General features: G+C 38.3%; 15 protein-coding genes and 1 other annotated feature. Of the genes, 6 read left to right on the plus strand and 9 right to left on the minus strand.

Annotated features, from left to right (window positions below):
* Positions 1–20: 20 nt before the first annotated feature.
* Entirely contained in the window at positions 21–188 is a 168-nt protein-coding gene (locus tag L8T27_RS19510) for a hypothetical protein (RefSeq protein ID WP_237942420.1), read from the minus strand.
* Positions 189–363: 175 nt separating this feature from the next.
* Positions 364–588 (plus strand) — a binding site (T-box leader).
* Between the two features lie 40 nt (positions 589–628).
* Between L8T27_RS19510 and argS the strand changes: the two genes are divergently transcribed.
* From argS to L8T27_RS19525, 3 genes are all read left to right on the plus strand, one after another.
* Positions 629–2,311 carry an arginine--tRNA ligase gene (gene argS, locus L8T27_RS19515; protein WP_237942422.1) on the plus strand — a complete coding sequence of 561 codons (1,683 nt, stop codon included), beginning with the start codon at positions 629–631 and terminating at the stop codon, positions 2,309–2,311.
* A 109-nt stretch (positions 2,312–2,420) separates the two neighbouring features.
* Positions 2,421–2,720 carry a hypothetical protein gene (locus L8T27_RS19520; RefSeq protein WP_237942424.1) on the plus strand — a complete coding sequence of 100 codons (300 nt, stop codon included), beginning with the start codon at positions 2,421–2,423 and terminating at the stop codon, positions 2,718–2,720.
* A gap of 338 nt (positions 2,721–3,058) precedes the next feature.
* Positions 3,059–3,385 carry a hypothetical protein gene (locus L8T27_RS19525; protein ID WP_233315505.1) on the plus strand — a complete coding sequence of 109 codons (327 nt, stop codon included), beginning with the start codon at positions 3,059–3,061 and terminating at the stop codon, positions 3,383–3,385.
* 143 nt (positions 3,386–3,528) lie between these two features.
* Here the strand turns inward: L8T27_RS19525 and L8T27_RS19530 are convergent, their stop codons facing one another.
* From L8T27_RS19530 to L8T27_RS19565, 8 genes are all read right to left on the minus strand, one after another.
* Positions 3,529–5,010 carry a glycoside hydrolase family 30 protein gene (locus tag L8T27_RS19530; RefSeq protein WP_237942426.1) on the minus strand — a complete coding sequence of 494 codons (1,482 nt, stop codon included), beginning with the start codon at positions 5,008–5,010 and terminating at the stop codon, positions 3,529–3,531.
* A 93-nt stretch (positions 5,011–5,103) separates the two neighbouring features.
* Positions 5,104–7,812, minus strand: a complete 2,709-nt coding sequence (locus L8T27_RS19535; RefSeq protein ID WP_237942428.1) for a beta-glucosidase — start codon at positions 7,810–7,812, stop codon at positions 5,104–5,106.
* Positions 7,813–8,298: 486 nt separating this feature from the next.
* A complete protein-coding gene (locus L8T27_RS19540; protein ID WP_233315502.1) occupies positions 8,299–8,937 on the minus strand; it encodes a nitroreductase family protein in 639 nt (212 codons plus the stop codon).
* Between the two features lie 294 nt (positions 8,938–9,231).
* Positions 9,232–9,570 carry an AzlD domain-containing protein gene (locus L8T27_RS19545; RefSeq protein WP_233315501.1) on the minus strand — a complete coding sequence of 113 codons (339 nt, stop codon included), beginning with the start codon at positions 9,568–9,570 and terminating at the stop codon, positions 9,232–9,234.
* Complete coding sequence (locus L8T27_RS19550; RefSeq protein ID WP_237942431.1) at positions 9,561–10,292, minus strand: AzlC family ABC transporter permease; 732 nt, start codon at positions 10,290–10,292, stop codon at positions 9,561–9,563. The genes L8T27_RS19545 and L8T27_RS19550 overlap by 10 nt, the downstream gene beginning before the upstream one ends.
* Positions 10,293–10,368: 76 nt before the next feature.
* Entirely contained in the window at positions 10,369–11,178 is an 810-nt protein-coding gene (locus tag L8T27_RS19555; protein ID WP_233315660.1) for a TrmB family transcriptional regulator, read from the minus strand.
* 190 nt (positions 11,179–11,368) lie between these two features.
* Positions 11,369–12,166 carry a MerR family transcriptional regulator gene (locus tag L8T27_RS19560; RefSeq protein ID WP_233315499.1) on the minus strand — a complete coding sequence of 266 codons (798 nt, stop codon included), beginning with the start codon at positions 12,164–12,166 and terminating at the stop codon, positions 11,369–11,371.
* 51 nt (positions 12,167–12,217) lie between these two features.
* Complete coding sequence (locus L8T27_RS19565; RefSeq protein ID WP_233315498.1) at positions 12,218–12,811, minus strand: GNAT family N-acetyltransferase; 594 nt, start codon at positions 12,809–12,811, stop codon at positions 12,218–12,220.
* Positions 12,812–13,208: 397 nt separating this feature from the next.
* On the opposite strand from L8T27_RS19565, the gene hutP reads away from it, so the two are divergent.
* The 3 genes from hutP to hutU all read left to right on the plus strand — a co-directional run bounded on the left by hutP (position 13,209) and on the right by hutU (position 17,079).
* Positions 13,209–13,637 carry a histidine utilization transcription antiterminator HutP gene (gene hutP / locus L8T27_RS19570; protein WP_233315659.1) on the plus strand — a complete coding sequence of 143 codons (429 nt, stop codon included), beginning with the start codon at positions 13,209–13,211 and terminating at the stop codon, positions 13,635–13,637.
* Between the two features lie 207 nt (positions 13,638–13,844).
* Positions 13,845–15,356, plus strand: a complete 1,512-nt coding sequence (gene hutH / locus L8T27_RS19575) for a histidine ammonia-lyase (RefSeq protein ID WP_237942433.1) — start codon at positions 13,845–13,847, stop codon at positions 15,354–15,356.
* A gap of 64 nt (positions 15,357–15,420) precedes the next feature.
* Positions 15,421–17,079, plus strand: coding sequence for a urocanate hydratase (gene hutU, locus L8T27_RS19580; protein WP_237942435.1), 1,659 nt, complete (start codon positions 15,421–15,423; stop codon positions 17,077–17,079).
* Positions 17,080–17,082: the final 3 nt, after the last annotated feature.

A 17,082-nucleotide genomic window follows, 5' to 3' on the forward strand; every position in this document is an offset into this window, starting at 1 on the left:
GAATTATCCATCGGGCTGACTCATTTAATAGTCTTTAATAAAACTTCAGGGAGGTCACTTAGGAACAGCCCCTCGCTTAAAAGCTTAATATCATGATGTATTTGTTGCTTGATTGCAGGATCTTCACATTTATAGTAATCGTCCATTAATCGTTTCAGTTCATGGCAAATCAGTTCAATTTGAATCATCCAACTATCCTTTCATTTGTAGACCTAATAATTATTATGCAATAACTGTAAGAATGATGGAAGAGCTTCGACAAAAGAAGTGAGATAGTGATACAAATTATGTAAAGAATTTTTCGATTAGATGAAAAAAATGGTTGCTATTTCTTAATAATTGGATATAATAACCATAATATTAAGAAAATCGAAGATGAAGAGAGTAGTCAGTTGTGGAGAGTAAAGCGAGTCAAGAATGGTGGGAGCTTGGCATGAAGCAATTGATGAACCGCACTTTTGAGATGCATTCCTGAAAAATCAAATAGGGAATGCCGGGGAATGCCTCGTTAAAAACTGGAGTGGTTTTTCATTTTGGAAAACAATTAGAGTGGTACCACGGGATAATATTAAAGCTCCCGTCTCTTATTTATATAAGAGACGGGAGCTTTTTATTTGGAGGGAAAGAAATGGACATTAAAGGTGAATTTGCTGAAATTCTTTTTGAGGCTTTAGGTGGAGAAATTAATAAAGGCAAGCTAATTTTTATGATGGAAAACCCGAAGTTTGCAAATTTAGGAGACTTGGCTTTTCCTTGTTTTGAATTGGCAAAAGTATTCCGAAAATCGCCCCAAAGTATAGCTCAGGAATTAGTTCCAAAAATGAAGGCATCAAAGTTTGAAAAAGTGGAAGCTGTTGGCGGCTACTTAAATGTGTTTTTGAATAAAAACAAAGTGTCACAGGCCGTCTTGGAACAGGTGCTTAACAAAAAAGCGCAATACGGGGATTTAAGTATTGGCACAAACAAGGTAATGACAATTGATTTTTCTTCTCCCAATATTGCGAAGCCTTTTTCAATGGGACATTTACGTTCAACAGTAATTGGGAATGCTTTAGCATTAATTTCTGAAAAATGTGGATACCGCACAATTAGAATTAACCATTTAGGCGACTGGGGAACGCAATTTGGAAAATTAATACTTGCATATAAACTATGGGGCAATGAGGAAGAGGTAAAGCAGCAGCCCATAAGAGAGCTGTTGAAGTTGTATGTGAAATTTCATGAAGAAGCGCTTCAATCCCCTGACTTAGAGAGTGATGCTCGGCATTGGTTTAAAAAATTAGAACAGGCTGATCCAGAAGCAGTGGCTTTGTGGGAATGGTTTCGGGCTGAATCCTTACAGGAATTCACAAAAATTTATGAATTAATGGGTATTCACTTTGATACCTTTGACGGGGAGGCGTTTTTTAATGACAAGATGGATAAGGTTATCCGAAAACTTGAAGAACTGAATCTGCTTCAAGAATCAGACGGAGCACAATTAGTTCCTCTTGAAGGCATGCCTCCATCCTTAATTAAAAAAAGGGACGGAGCAACACTGTATGCAACCCGTGATTTAGCAGCAGCGATTTACCGGCAGGAAACATATCACTTTGATCAAGCACTGTATGTTGTCGGCAATGAACAAACATTGCATTTTAAGCAATTATTTGCTCTGTTAGATAAGATGGGAAACAAATGGCAGCAAGGAATGAAGCATGTCTCTTTTGGCATGATGCTTAAAGAGGGCAAAAAAATGTCAACGCGAAAAGGGAAGGTAGTTCTATTAGAAGAAGTGCTAAAATGTGCCATCTCCCTTGCATTGGAAGATATTAAACGGAAAAATCCTAATCTTAGCAACAAAGAGGAAATCGCTAAACAAGTTGGTACAGGTGCAGTTATCTTTCATGATTTAAAGAACTTCCGCCAAAACGACATTGAGTTTTCTCTCGAAGATATGTTGAAGTTTGAAGGAGAAACTGGGCCGTACGTACAATACAGCCATGCCCGGGCTGCTTCGTTGCTGAAAAAGGGTAATTTTAAAGCAGAGGCAGCAGCTTTAGGGACTCAAGAGGAAGAAGCATGGTCCATTATTATGACGTTAAATGCTTTTCCGGAAACAGTCAAAAAATCACTGGAAGATTATGATCCGTCTCAAATTGCTAAATATGTTGTGGAACTAGCGAGAGCTTTTAATAAGTATTACGGAACTGTACGCATTTTAGATGATGAAAACCTTAAGCAACAAAGATTAACACTTGTATATGCAGTGAGAATGGTTTTGAAAGAAGGGCTCCGGCTGTTAGGGTTAAAAGCACCAGAGGAAATGTAAGTGTATATTGGAGTACTTAAGGCAGGAGGCAGTGCAGCTTTCCTGCCTTTTATTTCGTTTTTTTCCTAATTTAAGGACCATACTAATTATCATTAAGGAGGTAAAAAACATGAGATTATCCTATATCATTGATCTAATAATTGCGATGATGGGTTCTATGTCTAATCAGAGAACTCTCGATACTAGAAGAGTTGATTCTCACATAGAGAAATTAAATCAACTGGTTTGGTTTCAACAACTATTTGCAGAGGAAAAATATCGGAAATTATTTATAACAAATTATAAGATACGCCAATATTTGGACAGTCCATTTCGCGTGAAAAGACTGGAGAACAGCACAAAAACGCAAGAAAGGTTTTTGAAACTGCTGAATAAGCAATTAGCAAAGGGAAGGAAACGTAGTATATAAAGAGATAAATTATACCCTATCAAAAAAAGGAAAATGATAGGGATATATGCTGCTAGACAGTTTCTTTATATGAATTAAATTTTATGTTCTTTTACTATTTTCAAAAAAATGGATGTGTCTATGGGGAAATGCGGTTTCTGCAAAGGGGGAGCGTTAATATACTGTAATTGTAAATAAGAATTCATTGGTGATAGGAAAGAACGCCGTGAAAATCAGTTTGATATAAGAAGGCTGCATCTACATTTTAAAAGGATTTTTGTTAACTACAAAAAAATGGACAAGCCAATTTTACTAGTTTATAGCCTTCCACCATTTTTTATATAAAAGGAGAAGATATTATGGCTAAAATTAAAAAACCTGTATTCCCTGAACCTGAAGAGCCAGAAGTGCCAGAAGAAGAGGAAGAAACTGCAGAAGAAATGATGGTACTCGCTGCATATATTCCGATTGCAAAAATGGGCCGCTTTGCAGGTATTGCTATTGGCACACCTGTAACTGTTTATACAGACAATGCTTACTATGCTTCCATCTATGGTTATTTCCAAGGACTTGTGAAAGACAAAAAAGATATCCTTGCGTTAATCTTGTCTAACGGAGTTCTATTCCGCATTCCTGTTAAAGAAGCTAAATTTGTAGCTCCAGGTGCTTCATATCCAAAAGAGTAACATTTAAGAAAAATTAAGTGATTTGAATAAATGATGTTAAGAACTTTCCTTCCTAATGTTTTCTTCTTTACACCCTCAAATCTTATGAAATTCCTCTATTAAAAAGGTGCATTTCATGGAAATGCACCTTTTTCTATCTTCTATTAAGGTTGCCAAGAGAATGTGACAGCACTTTTGGGAGGAAGACTGTAAGTAAAGTAAGTGCCGTTAGTCTCGATTTGAAAGCTTTTCTCCTTATCCATAGGATTCAGTGCTAGGAGGATAATAGATTTGTCTGGATTTTGGTAAGCAACCGTTTCAATAGTGCCTGGAAAATTGGATGAATAAATTCTTACTGCATGAGGCTGGACAAATTTGCTGGCATGTCCAAGGGCATAGTATTCTGCATTTTTCGTTGTAGTCCCTGTTTTTTTGTCTATTGTTAACAACCCTGTACATATACTGCAGCCTCCGTTTACAGGACCGTTATTTTCATCTAGTGCGATATTCCACATTAGCACAGCTTTTGCCCAATTGCGCGGGCCGCCAATCATAAGATTGCTCATCTGCCAGCTGAAATTATCAGCAAAGCTTTCACTCCATTTACCTGAACTGCATTCAGTAAGATAAATATGTTTAGAAGGAAAATTTTCATGAATTTGTGCCATAGCAGCAGGAGTTCCTTCGTAGCAGTGGAAAGCAGTTCCATCGATATACTCTGCAGCTGTACTGTCTTCAAATAATGCACTTGTGTATTGGACAGCACTGTCCCAATTATGATCAAACCCTATGATTTTTGTCTCCAAGTTATTTGCCTGAAAAGCTGGACCTAAATACTGTCCAATGAATTTAGCCTGCTCCTCGGCACCCATACTCATAGAAGGGTAGTTAGCTGAAGTGAATTCTGGCTCATTTTGAATGGTAACGGCAGAAATATCTATTCCGTTGCTTTTATATGCTTTAACATAACGAACAAAGTAATCAGCATAAGCTTTATACACTTTGTCATTCGTATAATCTAAATACCAGCCATTCAACGTTTTTTCACCGAATTTCATCCAGGCAGGTGCACTCCAAGGCGTACCCAAGACTTGAATATCTTTATTTAATGTGAGAATATCTTGCAGACTCCCTACAACATCCTTGTCTTTTTTGATAGAAAAATAGTTCATATCATAATCTGGTTCACCGTTTGTGTCATTATACGTATAACTGCTTGGATTTCCATTGACATCGACAGAAAAATCGGAAGAGCCAATAGTATGCCTGACTATTGATAGATTAATTCCCTTGCTTGTAAATAAGTCCGTTAAAATGCTGTTTCGGTCAGAATCATCTTCATTCTGTAGCAAATAGGCAGTTGATCCAGTTACAGCAGCACCAAACCCGTCCATTTGTTGATAGGCAGTATTCGGCTCAATTGCTACAGTAGGGAGAGAAGGGGAGTGCTGATTTGAAAAATACAGGGAATCCTTTTTCTCTAGTAAATCTGCCTGATCACCTGTCGTCTGCCAGACCAATACTTCTGTTTCGTCCACTTTCTTTTGGTTACTCGTCTTGTTAACAGGGTTCATATATGCAAAGATAAGCAGTGCTAGCAGGAGCATAAGCAGCAACAGGAACGTCCATATTTTGTATTTAATCATAAATTTAGTTCCTCCTGAAAAAAGATCCCCACAAAGCTTTTTTGTGGGGATTTTCTTTTCGATTATCTTTTTTATCTTTGTTGTTGTTTGTTATTAGTTTTTAGTATTGTTAGCTTTGTTTAACTGCTTGCTTGTTGATTTAGAAATAGTAACACTGCCTTTTAGACGAATGTCACTGGAAGAGCTGCCCACATAAACAGGCACATTACCTGAAGGAGTAACCCATTCGTTTTTCTTTTCATCATAATAAGAGAAGGCTTTTGCATCCAGTTTAATGGTCACTTTCTTCTCTTTTCCAGGTTTAAGCTCAACCTTACTGAAGCCTGCCAATTGTTTAGGAGCTGTCTCTACATTAGTAGGAAGCTTTCCAGTATAAACTTGGACAACCTCAGAGCCTGTAACATCACCTGTATTTTTTAAGTTTAATGTAACTTCAACTGTTGGTTCAGTAGATTTCTTTGTACCTTTCACCTTTGTTTTTAACTTGTTATACTTGAAATCTGTATAAGACAAGCCATGTCCAAAGGAGAAGGCTGCTTCAATGCCAGATTGCTCATAGCCGCGGTAGCCAACAAAAATATCCTCTGAATACTTAACAGCTTCGTCAATGCCAGGATATTGTTCCTCTGAAGAAACTGGTGTGGAATCTTCATCGACAGGGAATGTGACTGGCAGTTTTCCAGAAGGGTTTACATCGCCGAATAATACGTCAGCAATCGCATTTCCTTGTTCTTGACCTGGATACCATGCTTGCACGATCGACTCGACCTTATTTTTCCAGTCTCCCATTTTAACTGCAATGCCGCTTTCATTGACAACTACGACATTTTTATTTACCTTCGCTACTTCTTTAATTAACTGTTCTTGGTTATTAGGCAGTTCCATGTCCGAACGATCAACATAACCTTCACTATCATATGTTCTTGTTACAATAACAGCTGCATCTGATTTTTTCGCTAAGTCAACAGCATCAGCAATATTTTCGTCAACAATATTGTCTGCAGCTTCCCAGCCAAAGCGTAATTGACCGCCATTATCATTTCCAGACGCTTCTTTGTAGTCCGTTTTATACTCGATTTTTACATCATAATTTTTGTTTGCTTCCAGAGTAACTGTTTTTTCAATTGTATTCAATTGTTCTCCAGCGTTATCAATCACTAGAGTTCCATCAAGATACACTTTGCTTGAACCATAGCTTGTCGTAGAAAGGTTATACTCTCCAGACTTTGGAACATTGATTACACCAGTGTATCTTGCAGACATCATGCCGTTTAAGCTTGTTGGCAGGCTGTCCAATTTTGAAGATTGTGCATTAAAACCTTCATAGTTATAGAAACCAAGATTTAAGTTTACTTGTTTAGCAGTATGCTCATATTCTGGATTTCCTTCCATGTTCTTATTAGACCAGTATTCAGCTTTTAATCCATTTTCATCAGAATCAGCCTCTGGCATTAAGAAAGAAGATGGAACGGCATCAGGACCTGGTAAGATATCTCCAGCACTGATGGAATCTGTACCAGGCGCATATTCAACTTGTACATCTGCTCCTGCACGATTCTTAATACCTTCTAGCGGACTTACTGTATATGTTGGATTAACTAGGGAGCTTCCTCCGCCAGCTGCTGATGCAGTATCAGCATCAGGTCCAATAACAGCAATTGAATCCAGCTTATCTGTATTTAATGGCAAAATGTCCTTCTTATTTTGCAGTAACACCATCGTTTCTGCAGCTATTTGTCGGGCGATTTCGCCATGTGCGGCCACATCGATTGGGTTGTTTTGTGTTGGGTTATCGAATAATCCTTTATCAAATATTTGGTAAAGAATTCGGTATGCACTTTGATTAACTGTTTCTTCACTTACTTTTCCATCCTTCACAGCCTGCAAGAGCTCTTCGCCCCATACTCCAAAAGGCTCACCTGGTGTTTCTAAGTCGAGTCCTGCATTAATTGACTCAGCTGTGCTGACATTAGCTCCGTAGTCACTCATCACGAAACCTTCAAAGTTTAAGCTGTCTCTTAACAAATCAGTCAGTAAATCAGGATTTTCGCATGCATAAACGCCATTTACTTTATTGAAAGAGCACATAACACTTCCTAAATCAGCATTTTCAATGACGCTTGCAAAAGGTCTTGCATAGATTTCATTGATTGCTCGTTCACTAGCTTGAGAGTCGCTTGTAAAGCGGTCCTTTTCTTGATTGTTCAATAAGTAATGCTTGGCTGTTACCAAGACATTATTGCTTTGAATGGCATTTACATAACTAGATGCCATTTGTCCTTGTAAGTATGGATCCTCACCTAAAGATTCAAAGTTTCTTGCCCCGAAAGGATTGCGGGCAATATCTAGCCCAGGGCCAAGCATAACATTATGTGTTGTATTGAATGCTTCATTTCCAATCAAATCACCATATTCTTCTGCTGTCTCCGTATTCCATGTTGCTGCAAGGCCGATTGCGGAAGGCAAAGCAGTTGATTGTTTGTTTTGAATTTCAGGATTGGCAATGCGGACACCTAGAGGCCCATCTGCCATTTGTAAGGCAGGAATACCGTATTTCTCTAATCCTTCGTTATAAAATCCGTAATAGTTGTTAACATTGCCAGTAATAAAGTCTACTTTATCCTCCAATGTCATAGCTTCTACTAAAGTTTGAGTTCTTTCCTCAGCAGAAAGACTCTTGTCCATCCATGAAAACTCTTCTGCAGATGTTTCCAATGGAGGCGCTGCAAGACCGAGCACCATTGTAAATAAGATGCTGGCTTTTGTCAGTTTGCGTTTCCCCTCTGATAATAAAGCCATCATTTCACTCCTTTTTTTATATTGAGTAGGCCTTGTAATATTTGTCTCTAATTAGTTTGGCCTACCGCTTGAACACCTAACATCATAGCGGAGTGAGTCAGAAAGACCATAGAGAGAATGTTGTAATTTTTAAGAGAGGAAAAAGTGAGATTTTGGCTAAGAAAAGGAAGATTGTTGAAGGAACATCATCTGATTCTCCTGCGAAATTTGTAAATAAAGGAATGAGTGACGGTTACAGAGAAAATGACCAAATATCTATTGAAAAAAGTGAATTACATAATTATGACAAACTATTCTGAAATATTAGCAATAGCTTAGACAACAGAATGTAACAATAAAAAATAAGCGTCATTTTAAGAAATATTGGTGTTTAGATTTGTAATATTATTACGGAAAAATGGGAGAGATATAAAAAAGAGAACCAAGGTTAAGATTGTCCCTGGTTCTTTTCTTCCTAGTATTCTTTAAAGTAAATGTAAAAACTAGTTATTATCTCCATTCTGTTGTTGTTTCAACAGGGAGGCGGTATGATTCGAAACCTTCATGTGCTGCTTTACCGATAGTCAGAAGCATAATTGGAATATAGCGGTCTTTCTCAAGGCCGAAGCTTTCAGCAATTTGATCTTTTTCATATCCGCCGATAGGGTTTGTATCATATCCGTAAGCACGTGCCACCAGCATTAATTGCATAGAAACAAGACCAGCATCTAGCATAATAGTATCCTTCATGACTTCCTCGGACATATTTTCATAATATGGTGTAAAAGCATTCAATTGAGCGTCTTTTACTTCTTGAGGCATTAGGCCAAGCTCAACAGCCTTGCTGTAGATTTCCTCCGCATAATCAAAGTTCTTCTTGTCACCGAACACAGCGATAACAGCAGAAGAGCTCAAAACTTTATCTTTGTTAAAGCGTGATAGAGGAGCTAGTTTAGCTTTTCCTTCTTCACTGTCAATAACTACAAAGCGCCATGGCTGCATATTAATAGAAGATGGAGCTTTAGAAGCTTGTGTTAAGATTTCACTCATCTCTTCACGGCTGATTTTAACAGTAGGGTCATACACCTTAATAGAACGGCGTCCGTATACAATCTCATTGAAATCATTTATTTTTTGAAATTTACTCATAGTAAACTGTCTCCTTTATAATTAAAGTTATTTGTTGACGTATCAATATTTGACATATCAACTATTGATACGTCAAATAATAATATATTTTTACGGAAAATGCAAGTCATAAGTTTAGGGAATTCTTTTTTTAGAGATTTTGTCTATATTTTAGTTGGAGGATAGGGGAGTACATTTTTAAACATTCATGCATAGAAAAGGAAGATGGCATTTAACGATGAGAACGGTACAAATTTTCTAAGATAGATTAAAGGTAATAGTTGCACCTAAAAAAGGTGCAATTATTATATTCTTTCATATTGAAAATCCAGCAAGTAACCATCTCATTAATACAAACGCAATAACTCCAGCAACAACTGTCCATAATAAACTGCGAGTCTTAATGGCAATAAGAGCTGTTATAATGGCTGCTGGCAGCTCCTCGTTTAGCATTATCTGTACTTTGTTATCTTCCATAAATAATTCCTGTCCAATTATAGCGGCGAGTATGGCAATAGGCACAAAATGCAGCCAGGTTTGAACGTTATCTGACAGCTTTAATCGGCTGAGTACCATTATAGGCACAACTCTTGGTATAAAGGTTACGATAGCTCCTCCAATTACAATTAAAAGTACAGCAGCGTTTATTTCCATTTGGTCATCACCATCCCGATAGTGGCTGCTAAAATAGTGGCAATGATAATGCTTAAACTGCCTGAGAGCCACCGTGAACACACTATTATCATTATTGTTGCTATTATGCTGACAAGTATGTCAATACGCACAGTTTTTCTGACTGAAATGGATATAGCTAATAAACCAATATAAACAGCTGGCAACGCAAATTCCAGACCAAGTGCATCAGGATTTGTTATCCACTTTGCAAAGTAAGCACCTGCCAAATTAGCAATTAGCCAATTTACATACGCTGTTATATTAAGACCGTGCATCCATTTTTCACTTATATTGTTCTTTTCTGCACTTTTTTGGATAGCCACACCGAAAGTTTCATCTGTTAACACTGCCCCAATTAACATATTACGAAAAGGGGACAAATGCTGAAAATAAGGTGATAGAGCAGCACTTAGAAGTAAGTGACGTATATTAACAAAGAAAATCGTTGTGATTACAGCAAGTGGAGTACTGATAAGATACATACTAGCCACAATAAACTGAGCGGAGCCTGAATAAACAAATAAGGTTAGTAATATTATTTCAGCAATGCTGAGTCCTGCTGTTTTTTGCACGATTCCACAGGCAAAACCAATGCTTAAGTAAGCTAATAATGTTGGTATACATGCTTTGACTCCTTGTAAGAATGTTTCCTCTGATCCTTTTTTCATTACTATGCTGTAGTTGGGACTGTCAAGCTGCATAGGTAAAGCTCCTTTCTTCAGTAGAGGTTATAAAACTAACTACTAATAAAAATTGCTATTAAAACGGTTCAAACAATTATTTGAACCGTTTTCCTGTAACAACCCGCAATAAATCTTTATTATCTCTCCAAAGAGCTTCTACTCTTTGTTCGCCAATTTCATTTGTCAATGCTGCAAAAATAATATCATGGCCAATATATTCGAGTGCTACCAATACAAGGGCAGGATCTTGTGTTTTTATAGCCCAGCCTTGGGAAGCTGGGGAACAATTCGCAATAATCACTTCTTCGTTATCACGAGCCACAATGGTCAGCCGGCCGTTTGTACGTTCCTCTGCGACTTTAGGAGACATATAATCATGATGTGTTGTATAGCCAAGCGTTGTGTTTGGCGCACCAAATAAAATGGAGGTGACTGCAACACCTTCTTTTTCTTTCCGTAATACAGCATCCTCAATAGGCGGTATTTGCGGAGCCCATACAGATAGCCAAATTTCTTCTTTTGCTCGTAAAATCAAATTATTCATTTCTGCTAGTACATTTTCATCACCGCTAATCCGGTGGATAGTATCTACCTCTTGTTCACTTTTAAGTGCTGCTAAGTTTTTCTCTAAATAATCAAAAGACTGTTCAAAGTTCTGCCGCAGTCGGGAAATTAAATCTTTTGCTGGCAGCGGCGCATATTGGACAGGTTCAGAAGGAACAATGTACACAGCACCTTTATCAAGCAGTTTTCCAAGCACTTCATAAATCATAGACCGAGGGACACTGGATCGTTTGCTAATCTCATAGCCTGTCATAGGTGAATGCTTTAAAAGGCTGACATATGCTTTACATTCATATTGGGAAAAACCGAGCTTCTGCAATTCTTTAAAGATTTCGTCCAACATAACACGTCCTTTCTTTTACTACTTTAGTAGTTAGGGTAATACTTACGTATATTTATAGTAGTTAGTTTAATACTTACTAATAATAATTTCAAGAATTTTTGTACTTTTATAATAAAAAGAGTGAATAGAATAGGGGAATTGTCAATGAAGCAAAAAAGCATGAACAAATCTGTTCATGCACTAAACTTTATATAGGGTCTTTAATCCTTACTTCCATTCTTGTCACATATTCTTCTGTTATATGAGTTTCATGAAAATCAATGAGATACGTTTCAAAAAGGTGGCCATCGGCTGTGTAATTGTTTGTTTTGATATACTCTTTCAGCTTCGTAATATACTGCTGTGTTTTTTTATAATTGCCTTTATAACAAGTAGATGCATATTTTCCTTTAGGTATTATCATTGTATTCGGGTCTGAATCATTTTCGATATAATAAAATACACGGTGATTAATCGAATTAGTTGAAGTTTTAACGTACAGAAAGCTGCCAATCATCTGTTGCTCTAAGTACGGAAGATTGTTTTCGTATTTTTTATACAGCTCTTTCAATGATAAGTCTACATGTTCACCATCAGTATCTTTATCATTACTGGCAATCACATATCTGTCAGGGTACTCAATCACCTGACATTCACCTTCAGACATTTGGGCAGTATGTGTAAATAAATCAATTCTTTCCTCGACGATATGCTGCATTTCTTGCAGTGCAGCTAACTCTTGTTCAAGAAAGTTTTGCTGTTTTTTCAATAAGTTTAAGGTCTTCTCAACCGTGCGTTTCTCTAAATAGTCTTTAATTTCTTCTAATGGTATATTAAATTTCCTTAAATCACGGATGATATTCAGCTGTTGTAAATGTTCATCTGTATAAATACGATAGTTATTTTCGCCTCTGCTAGGGACTACTAAATTAATTTCCTCATAGTAGCGCAAAGTATGTGCACTAATGTCATAAAGATTAGCGATTTCGTTTATTTTCCAATTCATAATTCCGCTCCATAACTGCGCCCATCTCTATTGAAATGGCAATTCTGCAGATTATTTTTGTACTACTGCTGCAGCAGTATTAGATAATGCTTTACATAGATGTTCATAACGATGGCCGCTTAAGACAAGCTCTGCCACCTTTGTATAGCCTATACTTGAATATAACTTTTTTGCTTTAGGGTTGGCAATATCTACATTGAGCCCGATTCTCTTAGAGCCTGCCTTTAACGCCATTTGCTCCATTTCTCTTAGTAACGCAGAACCAATCCCTAACCCTCTGTATGTTGGATTAACAACAATAGAGTCTAAATACCATTCGTCCGGTAATGCCTCTTTATCAACAAATAATTTTTCGTTATTATCATACCCGTTATTTACTAATATTTCCATGAACGGGTCATCAATGACCGGCTCATCAACAGCCTTGTATCCAAAGCATACACCAGCTATTTCTCCATCTAGTTCGTATACAATACCTCTCTTAAAGCCATATCGGTAAACAGGGTCTGCAACTGCTTCTGCTACCATTTCTAATAATGTGTTTTTAGGTATTTTCTTGAGCAATGATAATTCCATGTCCTCGAATATTTCCCATAGTAAGGACGCTATCGCCTTCGCATCCTTCTGTGAAGCTATTCTAATCATTTTTAAACCAACTTTCCATTTATATATATTTATTATTGCCTTAAGTATAAACCTTCTAGTAATTCTAAGGTCAAACACTAATTTGTGAAGTGAGAGCTAAATATAAAAAGTGGATGATTCGGAAAATTAAGAAATCTATATTGACACCTATTTGGAGATGTAAGAAAATAGAAATAGATATTTAGTTCAATAAACAGATGTAAGAGAAGTAAGTAAGAGCAAGAAATACAGTGCAGGTTGTGGAATTAGGTACATACATATGAGTCTTAGTTTAGTGTTTAGTTAGTAGAAGGAGACTTGGCAAGAGGAATTTTTTTGTTCTTTCATGCGAGGTTTTTTTGTTGTATACCTAAAATAAACTACAGGGAGGAGGATTGTCTTCGTGAAAAACTACTCAATGGGTAAGTTAACTTCATTGTTAACACTTTTAAATAACAGCAGCAGCGAGCAAACACTAAAAGATGAACTAAGCAGAAGAGGATACCGCTATACTGTTGGTAAAGTAGGAGCAATGGACTTATTTAAAGTTATTGCCGCTATTGAAACGACTGCAAAGTCAAATGAGATAATTGACGGAGACTCCTACAGAGAGGTTCATGCTCTATATCATACTATTTTAGAAGCACTGCAAGGTGTAGGGAGAGGCAATGTTCAATTTGGAGAAATATTGCGGACAGTCGGTTTGACATTTGGTATTGTACGAGGGGAAATTGAAAAGTACGGATATAATGGGGAATGGATCTGTGTCTGTATTTTCGGGACAATCGGTGCACCAAAAAAGGGTTTTGAGCATGATGCTTTAGGGCTTGGCTTTAATCATATTTAATAAATAAATATTTACAAAATATTCTGTCTACATATATAATAATGGTATTCAGTTATTAGCCATTTAGCCGATTTTTAATTAGTTTATAAAACCAAATAAATTGTATGCCCATAGTTTATAGTCTATTAGGGGGCTGTATGAAGAATTCATTTTCTTTGTGCAGCCCCTTTTTTATTTAAAAAAAGCATAAAGAGAGGTTGAAGGATCATGAATATCCTACTTGATGGGAACCATTTGACGTTAAAGGAAATTCAATTAGTATTAGCCAACAAAGCGACGGTAACCATCCATGAAAAAGCTTGGGAAAATGTAAAAAATAGCAGAGCTGTTGTGGAGAAGCTTATTGAGGAGAAAAAGGTTATTTATGGTGTTAACACTGGATTTGGCAAGTTTAGTGATACGGTTATTTCAAATGAAGACTTAGAGCATTTACAAATTAACCTTATTAGAAGTCATGCTTGTGGTGTCGGTAAGGCCTTCTCTGAAGATATATGCAGGTTGATGCTGCTGTTGAGAGCGAATGCTCTGGCGAAAGGCTTCTCAGGAATTCGCCCGGAAACGCTCCAACTGCTGGTTGATTGCTTAAATTTCGGAATCTCTCCTGTCATTCCGAGTCAAGGCTCACTTGGAGCAAGCGGTGATCTTGCACCATTAGCTCATCTGGCCCTCGTCTTAGTTGGGGAGGGAGAGGCTGTTTATCAAGGGGAAAAGCTGGATGGCAAGGAAGCATTAAAGCGTGCTGGCTTAAAACCGATACAGCTTAAAGCGAAAGAAGGGCTTGCTTTAATAAATGGCACGCAAGCCTTAACTTCAGTAGGCGTGATAGCTTATTTAGAAGCACAATCCCTCGCTGTTTTAGCAGACAGAGTAGCTGCCTTGACGTTAGAAGGACTTAGAGGAATAGTCGATGCATTCTTTCCTGAATCCCATCAAGTAAGACCTTATCCAGAGCAGCAGGAAGTAGCGGCACGTATTCTTTCCTATGTAAAAGGCAGTCAATTAACTACAAAGCAGGGAGAGATCCGCGTGCAAGATGCTTACTCTTTACGCTGCATACCACAGGTACATGGTGCTATATGGCAAACATTAAATTATGTACAAGAAAAGCTGATGATTGAAATAAATGCGGCAACAGATAATCCATTGATTTTTGCTGAAAGCGGAAAAGTCATATCAGGAGGGAACTTTCACGGTCAGCCTATCGCATTTGCGATGGATTTCTTAAGTATTGCAACTGCAGAGCTGGCAAATATTTCAGAGAGAAGAATTGAAAGACTCGTAAATCCGCAGTTAAATGATCTGCCAGCCTTTCTAAGTGCTAATCCAGGACTTGAGTCAGGATTAATGATTACCCAATATGTTGCTGCGGCCCTTGTTTCGGAAAATAAAACATTGGCACATCCCTCCAGTGTTGATTCCATCCCGTCGTCTGCAAATCAAGAAGATCATGTCAGCATGGGAGCTACTGCGGCACGCCATGCCTATGAAATCGTGCAAAACACACGGAAAGTGCTTGCAATTGAAGCTATATGCGGTGCACAGGCAGCAGATATTAGAGGTGCTGAAAAACTCTCTCCCCAATCGAAGATATTGCATGAAAAAATTCGTGCAGAGGTGCCATTAATCACAAGCGATCGTATCTTTTCCACAGATATTGAAAACTTAGCACAAGCTATGAAAACACAAGAATGGTCCTTTGCTGCGAAACTATCACTCTAGCTAAGGAATAAAAGTAGAAGATTATCCATCTAATTATATAAATGAGTAGCAGGAGGAATGGAAAATGAAACTTGAAAAAAATGCAATTAAAGCGCCGCGGGGAACTGCTTTGAATACGAAAGGCTGGGAGCAGGAAGCTGTTCTCCGAATGTTAATGAATAATTTAGATGCAGAAGTAGCGGAGCATCCAGAAAAACTGGTTGTATATGGAGGGATTGGCAAGGCGGCTAGAAACTGGGAATCCTTTGAACGAATAGTTGCGTCATTAAAAGAGTTAGAAAGCGATGAAACCTTGCTTATTCAATCAGGCAAACCAGTGGCCGTTTTTAAAACACATGAAGCAGCACCCCGTGTTTTATTGGCTAATTCTAATCTTGTGCCGGCTTGGGCAAATTGGGATACCTTCCATGAGCTTGATAAAAAAGGACTGATGATGTATGGCCAAATGACGGCAGGAAGCTGGATTTATATTGGCACACAGGGAATAGTTCAAGGAACGTATGAAACGTTTGCTGAATGCGCGAACCAGCATTTTAATGGAACGTTAAAAGGAACAATTACCGTAACAGCAGGACTTGGTGGAATGGGCGGGGCCCAGCCACTGGCTGTAACAATGGCTGGCGGTGTGTTAATTGGCATTGATGTCGATCGAAGCCGGATTGAAAAGCGAATCGAGACTCGTTATTGTGATGTACTTGCTGAAACATTAGATGAAGCAATTGCACTAGCAAAAGATGCAAAGCATGCGGGCAAACCGCTTTCAATCGGCTTGCTTGGAAATGCAGCTGAAATGCTGCCAGAAATGGTGAAGCGCGGATTTATTCCAGATATCGTTACAGACCAAACATCTGCCCATGATCCACTTAATGGCTATCTGCCAGCTCATTTTTCTTTGGAAGATGGAGAGAGGCTTCGTTCAGAAAATCCAAAAGAGTATGTAAAAAAATCAAAAGCAAGCATGGCTGTACATGTAAAAGCTATGCTGGCAATGGAGGAGCAAGGAGCTGTCGCCTTTGACTATGGCAATAACATTCGTCAAGTTGCCTTTGATGAAGGAGTAGAAAATGCTTTTCACTTTCCAGGATTCGTTCCAGCCTTTATTCGTCCCCAGTTTTGTGAAGGAAAGGGACCATTTCGCTGGGTAGCATTATCAGGCGATCCGGAAGATATTTATAAAACAGATGATGTTATTTTACGAGAGTTTGCTGATAATGAGCATCTGTGCAATTGGATCAGAATGGCCCGAGAAAAGATAGAATTTCAAGGCCTGCCAGCGCGAATCTGCTGGCTAGGTTATGGAGAGCGGGCCAGATTTGGAAAGATCATTAATGAAATGGTGGCACGCGGGGAATTGTCTGCACCAATCGTAATAGGAAGAGATCATTTAGATGCTGGCTCTGTTGCCTCACCAAACCGGGAAACTGAAGCAATGAAGGATGGCAGTGATGCAGTGGCAGACTGGCCGATATTGAATGCATTGCTCAACACGGCAGCAGGTGCAAGCTGGGTTTCTGTTCACCATGGAGGCGGTGTGGGAATGGGATATTCCCTTCATGCTGGAATGGTTGTTGTTGCAGATGGCACAGAGCATGCTGCCAAGCGCCTTGAAAGAGTGCTGACAACAGATCCTGGAATGGGCGTTGTGCGGCATGTGGATGCAGGCTATGAAGCTGCAATTGAAACGGCAAAGCAAAAAGGTATCCATATTCCAAATCTAAAGTAAAGG

Source organism: Niallia sp. Man26, from assembly GCF_022049065.2.
Classification (GTDB): Bacteria; Bacillota; Bacilli; order Bacillales; family Cytobacillaceae; genus Niallia.

What these genes read in the sequence shown, in the direction of transcription:
- hutU (WP_237942435.1), top strand. Translation starts at nt 15,421, where the DNA reads ATGAAACTTGAAAAAAATGCAATTAAAGCGCCGCGGGGAACTGCTTTG.
- hutP (WP_233315659.1), top strand. Translation starts at nt 13,209, where the DNA reads ATGGGTAAGTTAACTTCATTGTTAACACTTTTAAATAACAGCAGCAGC.
- L8T27_RS19520 (WP_237942424.1), top strand. Translation starts at nt 2,421, where the DNA reads ATGAGATTATCCTATATCATTGATCTAATAATTGCGATGATGGGTTCT.
- L8T27_RS19535 (WP_237942428.1), bottom strand. Translation starts at nt 7,812, where the DNA reads ATGATGGCTTTATTATCAGAGGGGAAACGCAAACTGACAAAAGCCAGC.
- argS (WP_237942422.1), top strand. Translation starts at nt 629, where the DNA reads ATGGACATTAAAGGTGAATTTGCTGAAATTCTTTTTGAGGCTTTAGGT.
- L8T27_RS19525 (WP_233315505.1), top strand. Translation starts at nt 3,059, where the DNA reads ATGGCTAAAATTAAAAAACCTGTATTCCCTGAACCTGAAGAGCCAGAA.
- L8T27_RS19550 (WP_237942431.1), bottom strand. Translation starts at nt 10,292, where the DNA reads ATGCAGCTTGACAGTCCCAACTACAGCATAGTAATGAAAAAAGGATCA.
- L8T27_RS19560 (WP_233315499.1), bottom strand. Translation starts at nt 12,166, where the DNA reads ATGAATTGGAAAATAAACGAAATCGCTAATCTTTATGACATTAGTGCA.
- L8T27_RS19545 (WP_233315501.1), bottom strand. Translation starts at nt 9,570, where the DNA reads ATGGAAATAAACGCTGCTGTACTTTTAATTGTAATTGGAGGAGCTATC.
- hutH (WP_237942433.1), top strand. Translation starts at nt 13,845, where the DNA reads ATGAATATCCTACTTGATGGGAACCATTTGACGTTAAAGGAAATTCAA.
- L8T27_RS19510 (WP_237942420.1), bottom strand. Translation starts at nt 188, where the DNA reads ATGATTCAAATTGAACTGATTTGCCATGAACTGAAACGATTAATGGAC.
- L8T27_RS19540 (WP_233315502.1), bottom strand. Translation starts at nt 8,937, where the DNA reads ATGAGTAAATTTCAAAAAATAAATGATTTCAATGAGATTGTATACGGA.
- L8T27_RS19565 (WP_233315498.1), bottom strand. Translation starts at nt 12,811, where the DNA reads ATGATTAGAATAGCTTCACAGAAGGATGCGAAGGCGATAGCGTCCTTA.
- L8T27_RS19530 (WP_237942426.1), bottom strand. Translation starts at nt 5,010, where the DNA reads ATGATTAAATACAAAATATGGACGTTCCTGTTGCTGCTTATGCTCCTG.